The sequence below is a fragment of the Xanthobacter sp. YC-JY1 genome (assembly GCF_021730305.1).
In the GTDB taxonomy this organism is placed as follows: Bacteria; Pseudomonadota; Alphaproteobacteria; order Rhizobiales; family Xanthobacteraceae; genus Xanthobacter; species Xanthobacter flavus.
The window spans coordinates 891,638-904,556 of record NZ_CP032674.1 but is presented as its reverse complement, the minus strand read 5'-3'; the positions used below and the strand labels follow the sequence as shown (position 1 = coordinate 904,556).

Sequence of the window (12,919 nt, the reverse complement as noted above, 5' to 3'; positions counted from 1 at the left end):
CGAGCGCGCGGAGGACGGCCATGGCCGACGAGGACAACACCCACCCGACGGCTCCGGACAGCCTGACGGCCCGGACACCGCTGGAGCTTGACATCGCCGCCGCCGCCCATCGCAAGCTGCTGGTGCTGGCGCTGCAGCTGATGGCGCGGGACGACGTGCTGCGCGCGGCACTGGTGGAGGCAGTCAGCCAGAAGCTGACCTTCCACGATTCCCATGAGGACGCGGGGCTGGAGGCAGACGCCGCCTTCGCCTTCGAGCGGCGGGTGGACGAGGAGTTCCGCCGTGTCCTCTTTGACGTCCAGGCGGTGCTCGGCGACGAGATGCGTTCGCCGGTGGCCTGAGCGGGGCAGGCACGGCACGCCGATTGCTTCGTCAGCCCCATGACCTTGCTGCCCCGCAAAGTGTCGCGACATGCAGGCCGGATGCGTCCGGTTTCTGGCCCAAGCGCCGTCCGCAAGACGCCGCTCGCGCTTTTGCGCCCTATGGTGGCGGGGCTCTCCCCGATCCTTGTCCGTATCCGGACGCACCGCGCGGAAACCCGCCCATGAGCCAGTTCTCCTTCGCCCATGCGGGCAATACCGATTGGCAGGCCGCCCTCGGCGCCTGCTGGAGCCAGCTGCGCACCCAATTGGAGGACAAGCCGCCGCCGACGCTCGGCTGGTGCTACCTCTCCGACCGCTATACCGGCGCCGCCGGCAACATCATGGAGGCCCTGAAAGCGGGCCTGCCGGAGGTACGCTGGGTCGGCACCATCGGGGTAGGGGTCGCGGCGGACGACGTGGAATATTTCGACGAGCCGGGCATCGCGCTCATGCTGGCCGACATTCCGCCGGAAGGCTTCCGCGTCTTCTCCGACCTCGCGCCCCTGGGCACGGACGGCTTCGAGCCCTTCACCGCCCTCGTCCATGCCGACGGCGGCACGCCGGACCTGCCCGAGCGGGTCAAGGCGCTGGCCGGCCAGACCCTCACGGGCTACCTGTTCGGCGGGCTCTCCTCAGCCCGCAACCAGCCCTTGCTGTTCGCCGACGACGTGATGCTCGGCGGGGTATCGGGCGTCGCCTTCGGGCCGCAGGTGCCGGTGCTCTCCCGCGTCACGCAGGGCTGCCAGCCCATAGGCCCCAAGCGGGCCATCGGCCGCGCCGAAGGCAATTACCTCGTCACGCTCGATGGCGAACGGGCCCTCGACTGCGCGATGGAGGATCTCGGCCTGCCCGCCGACATTCCCGACGACCAGTTGCGCCTCGAACTCGGCCAGACGCTGGCCGGGCTCATTGCGCCGGGCGAGGATTCCAGCGCGGCACCGGGCCGCTTCGGCACCGACACGCAGGTGCGCCACCTTCTGGGTGTCGGTCGCAAGGCTGGCGTGCTGGTGGTGGCGGAGCAGCTGGAGGCCGGCACCAAGCTCGCCTTCTGCAAGCGCAATGCGGAGGCCGCGCGCCACGATCTCCTGCGCATCGTCTCGGAGGTGAAGGCGCAAGCCGATGCCGCCGGCGGCGCCCGCGGCGCGCTCTATGTGAGTTGCTCCGGCCGCGGCGGCCCGCATTTCGGCGCCCCCAGCGCGGAATTCAGGATGGTGCGCGAGGCCCTCGGCCCGGTGCCGCTCGTCGGCTTCTTCGCCGGCGGTGAGATCGCCCGCCACCATCTCTATGGCTATACCGGCGTGCTCACGGTGTTCACCTGATGCTCCCGCTCAGGTGAGAGCTCCCAAAGCAAGAGACTGAAGTATTGCCGCGCCGCACGCATCGGCGCAGGCGGCTCTCGGCGTGGCCCGAACCCTCAGCCATGTGACGGGCCCAGGCTCCGCGCCCGTCTCCCCCACCCGCCAGAATTCCTTTGCGTCAGGCCTGAGGCCGGACAGCAGGCGCGATCGCTCTTGCAGTGCCGCATGTCACGATAGTGCCATTTGGCACTATTGCCGGAGACATGGCCCGGCGCGTTAGAGTTATCCCAATAAGAAAACGACCGGGAACAGACAGCAAGCTCTTCATCGAGAAGCGACAGTCTTGATGTGCGCACCCGTGCGCGCAGAGCCTTCTGCTTGTCCTTCTCGGCGAAGAGATCCGGTCGTCACACGCCTGCCTTCCGGATTATTTACGGGGAGTTGAGATGACGCACGAAACGCTGGGTGTCAGCAAATACGATATTCTTTTCGAGCCCATCAAGATCGGGCCGAAAACACTTCGGAACCGCTTCTACCAGGTGCCGCACTGCATCGGCGCCGGTTCCGACAAGCCCGGCTTCCAGGCCGCGCACCGCTCCATCAAGGCCGAAGGCGGCTGGGCGGCCCTCAACACCGAATACTGCTCCATCCACCCGGAATCGGACGACACGCACCGCGTCTCCGCCCGCATCTGGGACGAGGGCGACGTCCGCAACCTCGCCGCGATGACCTCTGAAATCCATAAATACGGCGCGCTCGCTGGCGTCGAGCTGTGGTACGGCGGCGCCCATGCCCCGTGCATGGAGACGCGCCAGACCGCGCGCGGCCCGAGCCAGTACGCCTCCGAGTTCGAATCCCTCACCTATTGCCACGAGATGGACCACGACGACATCCGTCGCGTGCAGGGCTTCTACGTGGAGGCGGCGCGCCGCGCCCGCGATGCCGGCTTCGACATCATCTATTGCTACGGCGCGCACTCCTATTTGCCGCTGCAGTTCCTCTCCAAGTATTACAACAAGCGCACCGACAAGTACGGTGGCAGCTTCGAGAACCGCGCCCGCTTCTGGATCGAGACCCTGGAGCAGATGAAGGCGGCCGTGGGCTCCGAATGCGCCATCGCCACCCGCTTCGCCGTCGACACGCTGATCGGCGAGGACGGCATCGAGGTGGAGCGCGACGGCCTCAAGTTCGTCGAACTGGCCGACGATCTCGTGGACCTGTGGGACGTGAACGTGGGCGACATTGCCGAGTGGGGCGAGGATGCCGGTCCCTCCCGCTTCTATCGTCAGGGCCACCAGCTTTCCTGGCAGAAGTTCGTGAAGCAGGCCTCGAAGAAGGTCGTGCTGGGCGTCGGCCGCTTCACCGATCCGGAGAAGATGGTCGAGGTGATCCGCAACGGCGAGCTGGACGTGATCGGCGCCGCGCGGCCCTCCATCGCCGACCCCTTCCTGCCGGAGAAGATCCGCGACGGGCGTCTCGACGACATCCGCACCTGCATCGGCTGCAACGTCTGCATCTCCCGCTGGGAGATCGGCGGCCCGCCCATGATCTGCACCCAGAACGCCACCGCCGGCGAGGAATTCCGCCGCGGCTGGCATCCCGAGCGCTTCCCCAAGAAGGGCTCGGACGATGCCATCCTGGTGGTGGGCGCCGGCCCCTCCGGCTCCGAGTGCGCCCGCGTGCTCATGGAGCGCGGCTATGTGGTCCATCTCGTGGATAGCGCCGATAAGGTCGGCGGCTATGTGAATGAGGTGGCCACCCTGCCCGGCCTCGGCGAGTGGAGCTATCACCGCGACTATCGCGAAGTGCAGCTGAACAAGCTGGTGAAGCGCAACCGCGACAGCCAGATCGCCCTCGGCGGCAAGAAGCTCTCGGTGGAGGACGTGCTCTCCTACGGTGCCGACAAGGTGGTGATCGCCACCGGCGCCCACTGGGTCACCGACGGCACCAACTGCCTCACCCACGCCCCCATCCCGGGCCTGGAAGGCACGCCGCGCGCCAATGTGCTGACGCCTGAGGACGTGATCCTCGGCACCAAGCCCATCGGCAAGCGGGTGATGATCCTCAATGCCGACCCCTATTACATGGCGCCGAGCCTCGCGCAGAAGCTGGCGGAGGCGGGGCATCAGGTGACGGTGGCGTCGGGTGTCGAGCTCGGCCGCTACATGCACTTCACCCTTGAAGCGCCGAACATGCACCGCATGCTGCACGAGCTGCACATCAACGTGCTGTCCAGCACCTGGGCGAGCCGCGTGGAAGACGGCCGGATCGAGCTCTACAACCTCTGGGGCGACGGGCATAAGCGCGTCTATACCGGCCCCGGCAAGATGCCGCGCAGCGCCAACACCACCCACGCCTGGCACGAGTATGACACCCTCGTGCTGGTCACCGCCCGCCGCTCCGAGGATGCCCTGTTCCGGGCCCTCAAGGCGCGCTCCGGCGAGTGGGATGCCCGCGGCATCAAGGGCGTGTACGTGATCGGCGACGCCTGGGCGCCCAAGCTTATCGCCGACGCCACCTTCGACGGGCAGCGCCTTGCCCGCGAGATCGAAGAGGCGAACCCGCAGGAGCCCAAGCCCTACCGGCGCGAGTCCGCCGTCTATGGCGCGCCCTACCAGCCGGGCGGCTCCTACGAGATCCGCTACCAGGGCTAGTTCCCCTCGTCCTGGTCAGAGCGGGCGGGGCGCGGCAGATCACGCGCCCCGCATGCCCGCCGTCGTCGGGGTCCAATCCCTCGGCCGGCACGGGCATTCGCACGAGCACAGCCAAGAAAAAGATCAGAGGGCGAGCAGCACATGATTCCGAGCGGCATCGATCCATCCAAGGTCACGCGCATCCTGTTCCAGGATTTTTCGCCCTGGATGCTCGCGATCTTCTATGTCTATGCCATCGGCTGCATGGCGGCATTCGCCTGGGGCGTCTACGCCCAGATTCACAAGTATCGCGCCGGACGCCGGGGCGACCGCCTCGCCTGGGGCGACATCGGCCGCAGGCTTCTCGACACGGCGAAGACCATCGCCTCCCATCGCACGCTGCGCCGGCGCGACACCGCGGCCGGGCGGCTCCATGCCTTCATCTTCTACGGCTTCGCGCTGCTGTTCATCGGCACCGCCACCATCACCCTGCAGGAAGACATCCTCGGCCCGCTCATCGGCCTCGAATTCTGGCACGGCCACTTCTACCTGCTGTTCAAGCTCACGATGACCCTGGCCGGCACGGGCTTCATCTGCGGCCTCCTCTACATGATGTGGCGGCGCGGCTGGCTGAAGCCGCCGAAGCTCGATTACGCCCGGCCCGACCGCACGCCGCAGGATGCGGACTTCTCCCGCGAGCGCTACCGCATCGAGGACTGGGCCTTCCTGTGGACCCTGCTGCTCATCGGCATCACCGGCTTCCTGCTCTCCGGTGCCCGCATGGTGTGGCTCCAGAACGATCCGGCGGTGTGGGACACGCGCTGGTGGGCCCCGGTGGGCGCGTCCATCGCCGCCGGCCTGAAGGCGGTGGGCTTCACAAGTGCCGGCGCGGGGGCGCTGCGCATGGGGCTGTGGTGGCTGCACGGCGTGCTGGCGCTCACCTTCATCGCGCTCATTCCCTACACCAAGGCGAAGCACATCTTCACCGCCGCCGCTTCCTGGATGCTGCGCAATCCCGAGGCGATCCGCCACCTGCCGCTCGGCGATCTCGATGCCGCGCGCATCGGCTATCGCGAGCTGGGCGACGTCGCGAGCCGCTATCTCGTCCAGGCGGACGCCTGCACCAAATGCGGCCGCTGTCATGAAGCCTGCCCGGCGCGGGCCGCCGGCTATCCGCTCTCCCCGCGCGACGTGGTGCTGACACTGCGCGAGCAGGCCAACACCCATCTGGGCGAGGTGCTGCCCAAGCCCCGCGCCGCCGGCTGCGCCACGCCCCTCATCGGCCTCGCCACCGGCGAATACCGGCCGGAGACCCTGTGGTCCTGCCGCCAGTGCGGCGCCTGCACGGAGATCTGCCCGGTGGGTGTGGAGCACGTGCCGCTCATCAACATGCTCCGCCGCACTTTGGTGGACGAAGGCGAGATGGACCCAGCGCTCCAGCGCACCCTCGGGGCGGTGAACAAGACCGGCAACTGCTTCAACGAGAGCCGCCGCAAGCGCCCCAACTGGACCAAGGACCTGCCGTTCAAGATCAAGGACGCCCGCAAGGAGCCGGTGGATGTGCTCTGGTTCGTCGGCGACTATGCGAGCTTCGACCCGCGCAACCAGAAGGTCAGCCGCGCCTTCGCCCGCATCCTCCATTCCGCGGGCATCGACTTCGGCATCCTCTACGAGGGCGAGACCACGGCCGGCAACGACGTGCGCCGCGTGGGTGAGGAGGGCCTGTTCCAGCAGCTCGCCGAAGGCAACATCTCGACGCTCGGCGATTGCAGCTTCAACCGCATCGTCACCACCGATCCGCACTCCTTCAACACGCTGAAGAACGAGTATCCCGACCTCGGCGGCACCTATGATGTCAGCCACGCCAGCGCCTTCCTGAAGGAGCTGATGGCGGACGGGCGCATCACCCCCGCCCGCAAGCTGGACTTCACCGTCACCTATCACGACCCCTGCCACCTCGGCCGCCTCAACAAGGGCTATGACGCTCCGCGCGAGGTGCTCGCGGCCACCGGCGTGAAGCTGGTGGAGATGGGCAAGAGCCGGGACAATTCCTTCTGCTGCGGCGGTGGCGGCGGCCGGGTGTGGGTGCCCGATCCGCCCGGCACCACCAAGGTGGGCGAGATCCGCGCGCGGGAAGCCGCCGAGATCCATGGCCTCGACGCTCTGGTGGTCAACTGCCCGAAGTGCATGACCATGCTCGAGGACGCGGTGAAGACCACCGGCAACGAGCGCAACTTCCGGGTGCTGGAGCTGACCGAGCTGCTCGCCGAGGCGCTGGAGCCCGAAGAACCCGCCGTCCTCCCCGCACCCGCCGAGGTCGGCTGAGCGATGCGCGCACCAGCGAACATGGCCGCGCTGACGGGAGCGCTCATCGCCCGTGGCGACGCCTATCTGGCACTCCCCGCCTATGGGGCGGAGGGCGCGGAGTGGGCGCAGGCGGCGCTGGCGCGGCTGCTGCTCTCGAACGCGCGGCTGAAGCTGGTGTTTGCCGCGCTGCCCTTCGCGCCGCCGGCCTTCCTCGCCCTGCTCGCCGGCGAGGACCGGCCCGCCATCCTCCAGCGCATCGTGCGCAACCCGGCCACATCAGGCGCGACGCTGCTGCGCCTGGCGCGGCAGATGGACGACGCGGCGACCCGCGCGGCGCTGGCCGCCCACGCCCACACGCCGTCGGTGGCCCTCATCGGCCTCGCCATGAATGCGGATGCCGCCGTGCGCGCCGCGCTGCTGCGCAATGCCGGAACGCCGGCCCTCGCCCTCCATGCCCTGCTGGACCACGCCGACGCGGCGGAGCGCGCCGCCCTCGCCCGCCACCCGCAGGCGGACGCGGACCTGCTGCGCACGTTGCTCGCGGGCGGCGATGCCGTGGTGCGGGCCGAGGCGGTGGCACACCCCCATTGCCCGCTCACGCAGGTCGCCGATGCGTGCGTCGATGCCGATGCCGCCATTCGCCGCCGGGCGGCCTCCAATCCCGTGCTGCCGCCGAGCCTGCGTCAGGCGCTGATGGGCGACAGCGATCCGGCCGTCCGCGCGGAGGCCCTGCGCCTTCATGCGGAAGGCCAGGACGTGGCCTTGACCGATGACGGCGATGTGCGGGTGCGCCGCGCCCAGGCCCGCCATGTGGCCGTGCCGGAGGATCTGGCGGAGGTGCTTTCCCGCGACGGCGATGTGTGGGTGCGCGTCTGGCTCGCCCGCAATCCGGCGCTGCCCGCCGGCCTCATCCAACGGCTGGGTGGCGATGCGGAGGCGCGGGTGCGCCATGCCGCCGGCCGCAATCCCGCCTGCCCGGCCGATATGCTCGCAACCCTCGCCCGCGATGGCGACGAATGGGTGCGCGCCGCCGTGGCCTGCCGCCCCGACCTTCCGACCGAGGCCCTACGCGCCCTCGAACGGGAAGACGGGGAGGATGTGGCCTCCGCCGTCGCCCGCAATCCGCAGACGCGGGAAGCCGCGCTCCGCCGCCTCGCCCGGCATGGGCAGGCGGACGTGCGCCGCGCGGTGGCGCTCAATCCGGATGCGCCCGCAGCCGCCCTGCGCCTGCTGCTGGACGATCCCTATCCCCTCAATCGCGCTTTCGCCGTGCGTCACCCGAACCTTCCGGTGGCGGATGCCTGGGGCTGCGCCGACGACGGCGCGCCGCAGGTGCGCTTCGCGGTGGGCAAGCGCGCCGTCACCCACGCAGCGGCCGCCGGGCGCGCCGCACGCAGGCACCTCGAAACCTTCCCACAGCCGTGAGGACACCCATGAAGATACTCGTGCCGGTGAAACGCGTCGCCTCGCTCGATGACGAATTCGAGCTGCGCGACGATGGCCGCGACGTCGACCCGGATTTCTGCGAGTTCGACCTCAACGAATTCGACGAATACGCGCTGGAAGCGGCGGTCCAGATCAAGGAAGCCGCGCCCGAAGGCTCCGTCGAGGTAGTGGTGCTGACCATCGGCCCCGACGATGCCGATGACGTGCTGCGCAAGGCCCTCGCAAAGGGCGCCGACCGCGCCATCCGCGTGGACGATGCGGGGCTCGAAGAGGCGGACCGCGTGGCCATCGCCCGCGTCATCGCCAAGGTGGCGGAGAACGAGGAGCCCGGCCTCGTGCTGTGCGGCGCGCAATCCGCCGACCAGGGCAACGCCCAGACCGGCATGTCGGTCGCGGCGCTGCTCGGCTGGACGCGCGCGGCGGTGGTCTCGAAGCTCGACTTCGCCCCCGGCGCCGCCACCGCCCAGGTGGAGCGCGAACTCGAGGGCGGTCTGGTGGAGTGCCTCGACGTGGAGACGCCCGCGGTGCTCACCATCCAGCTCGGTATCAACACGCCGCGCTACGCCTCCCTGCGCTCCATCAAGCAGGCCAATGCCAAGCCCATCGAGTGCCTGACGCCCCACGATGTCGGCCTGTCCGACGCCGAGATCGGCGCCGCCGGCGCGCTCAGCCGGGTGCGGCGCGTCTTCGTCCCCGAGCGGGGCCGGGGCGAAATCATCGCGGGCACGCCGTCCCAGCAGGCGGCCCGTCTCCTGGAGATCATTTCGGAGGTGAACGGCTGATGTCCGGAATTCTCATCCTGGCCGAGCACCGGCGCGGCACCCTGCGCGATGCCACGCTGGAGGCCATCGGCGCCGCCGGCACGCTCAAGGCCGCCCTCGGCGGTCCCGTCACCGTCCTCGTCATCGCGGCCGATCCCGCCCCGCTCGCCAAGGCGGTCAGCGTCGGCGCGGTGGACGAGGTCATCACCGTCGCCCGTCCCGATGCGGCGACCTACGAGCCGCACGTCTACGAAGCCGTCTTGCGCAGCGTGATCGCCCAGCGCTCGCCGGCGCTGGTGCTGATGCCCCACGGCGTGGACAGCTTCTCCCTCGCGCCCGCCGTCGCCATCGGCGAGGGCCTGGGCTTCGCCACCGACGTGTTCGGTGTCGCGGTCGAGGATGGCCAGGTGGTGGCGACACGCGCCGGCTATAACGAGAAGGTCTTCGTGGAGATCGACTTTCCCGGCCGCACCGGCGTGCTCCTCACCCTGCGGGGCGGCTCCTTCGCGCCGGAGACGGCGCCGGCCAGCCCGGCCGTGTCCGCCATCGATGCGGGCGACGGAACGGCCCGCAGCAAGCACCTCGACTGGCGTGATCCGCCGGCCACCGGCGGCATCGACATTCCCGGCTCGCCCTTCATCCTCTCCATCGGCCGCGGGGTCGGGGACGAGGCGAACGTGGCGCAGTTCCTGGAGCTGGCCGACGGCCTCGGCGCGACGCTTGGCTGTTCGCGGCCCATCGCCGACAACGGCTGGCTGCCCAAGGCGCGGCAGGTCGGCCAGTCCGGCCAGCTGGCGGCCAAGTGCAACCTCTACATCGCCATGGGCATCTCCGGCTCCGTGCAGCACCAGTGGGGCATGAAGCACGTGGAGAACATCGTGGCGATCAACAAGGACCCCGAGGCCTCCATCTTCACCATCGCCCGCTACGGCATCGTCGGCGACATGCTGGAGATCGCCGAAGAACTGCGGAAGCAGAAGGGTATCCATTAGAGCACAGCTGAACATCCGGGCCGGGACCGAGCGCCAAATCGGTCCCGGCCACAGGCCCTGTCGATCGCGTCCAGAGGCAAGAAGAGCGACCTCCGAATTCATCGGAAGCGCCGCAAGGGTGACGACAAACACCATCCGGGCCGGGCACGCGCGCCGTCGCCCCGAAGCACCGGGCAAGGGAGGACACCGTGACGACGATAACCAACATTCACGCGACAACGGAGGGTGACGGGAAGCTGCACCGCTCCATCAGCTGGACCGGGGCCTTCTGGGTGGCGAGCGGCGTGCCCGCGCTGGTGCTGTTCTCCATCGGCGGCATCGCCGGCACCACCGGCACGCTCTCGTTTCTGATCTGGGCCATCTCCATCGGCATGGGCTTCATCCAGTCCTTCATCTATGCCGAGATCGCCGGCCTGTTCCCGAACAAGTCGGGCGGCGCCTCCATCTATGGCGCGGCCGCCTGGGTGCGTTACGTGAAGCTGGTGGCGCCGCTCTCGGTGTGGTGCAACTGGTTCGCCTGGAGCCCGGTGCTCTCGCTCGGCTGCACCATCGCCGCCGCCTACATCCTCAATGCCTTCGCCCCCATCCCGGCGGTGAACGGCCCCGAGGTGGCGCAGTGGATCGCCGCCCATGCCACCACCCTCACCGGCACCGATGCCGAGAAGGCCGCCGCCGCGGTGGCGGCGCTGACGCCTGCGGTGCGCGACTGGACGCTGTTCTCCCACGCCATCGGCCCCGTCTCCTTCTCCCTGAACGCCTCCTTCTTCGTGGGCGCGACGCTGATGCTGGTGGTGTTCGCCATCCAGCACCGGGGCATCATGGGCACCGCCAGCGTGCAGAAGTGGATCGGCCTCTCGGTCATCATTCCCATGGTCATCGTCGGCCTCGTGCCGATCCTCACCGGCAAGGTGGACTGGGGGAATTTCTCGCCGCTGGTGCCGCTGGCCGCCGCCGGCGCCGCCGATCCCGGCAGCTGGAACATTCCGGGCTGGACGCTGGTGCTCGGCGGCCTGTTCATCGCCGCCTGGTCCACCTACGGCTTCGAGACCGCCGTCTGCTACACCAGCGAGTTCCGGAACCCCGAGAAGGACACCTTCAAGGCCATCTTCTACTCCGGCCTCCTGTGCCTGGCCCTGTTCATCCTCGTGCCCTTCACCTTCCAGGGCGCGCTGGGACTTTCGGGAATGCTGGACCCGGCCATCGTGGACGGCTCCGGCGTCGCCCAGGCGCTGGCCCACATGGTGGGCGGCGGCAAGATCATCGAGAGCGCCCTCGTGATGCTCATGATCCTCGCTTTGATGCTCTCCATCATGACGGCCATGGCGGGCTCCTCGCGCACCCTCTACCAGGGCGCCGTGGATGGCTGGCTGCCGCGCTTCCTCGACCATGTGAACGAGCACGGCGCGCCCACGCGGGCCATGTGGGCCGACCTGTGGTTCAACCTCGCGCTGCTCGCCGTCGCCTGCGCCGACGCCACCAGCTTCTTCTTCGTGCTGGCGGTGGCCAACGTCGGATACATCATCTTCAACTTCCTGAACCTCAATTCGGGCTGGATCCACCGCATCGATTCCGGGCACGTGGCCCGGCCCTACAAGGCCCCCACTTTCCTCCTCGTGCTCGGCACCGTGTTCGCCTTCGCCAATGCGGTCTTCATGGGCGCCGGCGCCAAGGTGTGGAACCCGGTGGCGCTGTGGGCGGGGCTCATCACGGCGGCGCTCATCATCCCGGTCTTCATCTTCCGGCACTATGTGCAGGACGGCGGCAAGTTCCCGCACGAGACCTTCGAGGACCTGCAGGTCGGCGACGGGACGAAGACGCAGAAGCGCGCCGGCATCCTGCCCTATCTCGCGCTCATCGCCGGCATCGCGGTGGTGATCCTCTCCAACCTCTTCTTCCACCTCTGATCCTGAAGGGACATCGCAGGATGACACAGGCCCTTTCCGCCTTCTCCCGCCTCTCGGCGCTGTCCGATCGCCACCGCGCGCTCGGCACCGCCTTCGAGGCCTCCTGGAACGACATGCCGGTGCCGCAGAACTACGCCAGCGACACCTATGACGAGGTGATCGCGGTGCGCACCGCCGCCGGCCTGTTCGACGTCTCCGCACTGCGCATCATCGACGTGGCGGGCAAGGAAGCGCTCGCCGTGCTGAACGAGACGTGCACCTCGGACATCTCGAAGATCGCGCCCGGCGCCTCCTCGCTCACCAGCGTGGTGGACGAGAACGGCTCCCTCATCGACGACGTGCTGATCTATTGCGACGGGCCCGACGCCTACCGCATCTCCCACGGCGGCGGCTCGCTGGAGGACATCCTGCCCGGCATCGCGGCGGGCCGGGAGGTGACCTTCACCAAGGACAACGACGTCCACATCCTGTCCCTGCAGGGGCCCAAGGCGCTCGACATCCTCAACCCGAACACCCCGTTCGCGCTGGAGACCCTGCCCTATTTCGGGCACCAGCGGACGACGCTGTTCGGCCGTCCGGTGTCCATCGCCCGCGGCGGCTATTCCGGCGAGCGGGGCTACGAGGTGTTCTGCGCCGCGGCGGATGCCGTCGCGCTGTGGGACGCCATCCTCGCCGCCGGAAAGCCGGTCGGGGCCATGGCGGTGTCCTGGTCCTGCCTCGACGTGGTGCGGGTGGAGGGCGGCCTTCTGTTCTTCCCCTATGACATGCCGCAGGGCGACACCACGCCGTGGGAAGTCGGCCTCGGCTGGACCGTGGACCTCTCGAAGCCCGCCTTCCGCGGTCGCGACGCGCTGGTGCGCCGCAAGGGGCAGGAGCGGGTGGCGCAGGTGGGGGTCGAGATCGACCACCACGCCGCCGTGGAGCCCGGCGCCAAGCTGTTCCGGGACGGCAAGGAAGTGGGGCTGGTGAACTCCACCGCCTACAGCCGCTACCTCATGCGCTCCCTCGCCCTCGCGCATGTGACGCCGGACCTCGCCGCCTTCGGCACCGAGCTGGAGGTTCGCGGCGCCGACGGCACGTTCGCGGCGCGGGTGGTGAAGACGCCCTTCTACGACCCGCTGCGCCTGCGCACCCATCCGCTTGAAGAACGTACGGCCTGAAACCTTAGCCACCTCAGGCCGTCGTGCCCCAGGGCTCTCTCCGGGCTTCCTCCGAG

The 12,919-nt window shown here is 69.0% G+C and carries 9 protein-coding genes; all 9 read left to right on the top strand.

The annotated features are described in order from the left end of the window. The first annotated feature begins 20 nt into the window (after positions 1-20). The 9 genes from D7006_RS04255 to D7006_RS04215 all read left to right on the top strand — a co-directional run bounded on the left by D7006_RS04255 (position 21) and on the right by D7006_RS04215 (position 12,863). Positions 21-341: a hypothetical protein gene (locus D7006_RS04255; protein ID WP_169124424.1), complete on the top strand. Its 321-nt coding sequence runs from the start codon at positions 21-23 to the stop codon at positions 339-341. A 203-nt stretch (positions 342-544) separates the two neighbouring features. After that, entirely contained in the window at positions 545-1,681 is a 1,137-nt protein-coding gene (locus D7006_RS04250; RefSeq protein WP_237355675.1) for an FIST N-terminal domain-containing protein, read from the top strand. A gap of 425 nt (positions 1,682-2,106) precedes the next feature. Further along, entirely contained in the window at positions 2,107-4,314 is a 2,208-nt protein-coding gene (locus D7006_RS04245) for an NAD(P)-binding protein (protein WP_169124422.1), read from the top strand. 141 nt (positions 4,315-4,455) lie between these two features. Beyond that, positions 4,456-6,618 carry a heterodisulfide reductase-related iron-sulfur binding cluster gene (locus D7006_RS04240; RefSeq protein WP_237355674.1) on the top strand — a complete coding sequence of 721 codons (2,163 nt, stop codon included), beginning with the start codon at positions 4,456-4,458 and terminating at the stop codon, positions 6,616-6,618. A gap of 3 nt (positions 6,619-6,621) precedes the next feature. Next, positions 6,622-8,025 (top strand): hypothetical protein, encoded by a 1,404-nt coding sequence (locus tag D7006_RS04235; protein WP_237355673.1) that lies wholly within the window; start codon positions 6,622-6,624, stop codon positions 8,023-8,025. Between the two features lie 8 nt (positions 8,026-8,033). Further along, positions 8,034-8,828: an electron transfer flavoprotein subunit beta/FixA family protein gene (locus D7006_RS04230; RefSeq protein ID WP_237355672.1), complete on the top strand. Its 795-nt coding sequence runs from the start codon at positions 8,034-8,036 to the stop codon at positions 8,826-8,828. Then, positions 8,828-9,799, top strand: a complete 972-nt coding sequence (locus tag D7006_RS04225; protein WP_237355671.1) for an electron transfer flavoprotein subunit alpha/FixB family protein — start codon at positions 8,828-8,830, stop codon at positions 9,797-9,799. The genes D7006_RS04230 and D7006_RS04225 overlap by 1 nt, the downstream gene beginning before the upstream one ends. A 188-nt stretch (positions 9,800-9,987) precedes the next feature. Then, entirely contained in the window at positions 9,988-11,703 is a 1,716-nt protein-coding gene (locus D7006_RS04220; RefSeq protein ID WP_229645458.1) for an APC family permease, read from the top strand. Between the two features lie 20 nt (positions 11,704-11,723). Further along, on the top strand, positions 11,724-12,863 hold the full coding sequence (locus tag D7006_RS04215) for an aminomethyltransferase family protein (protein ID WP_237355670.1): 1,140 nt from the start codon (positions 11,724-11,726) through the stop codon (positions 12,861-12,863). The last annotated feature ends 56 nt before the right edge of the window (positions 12,864-12,919 follow it).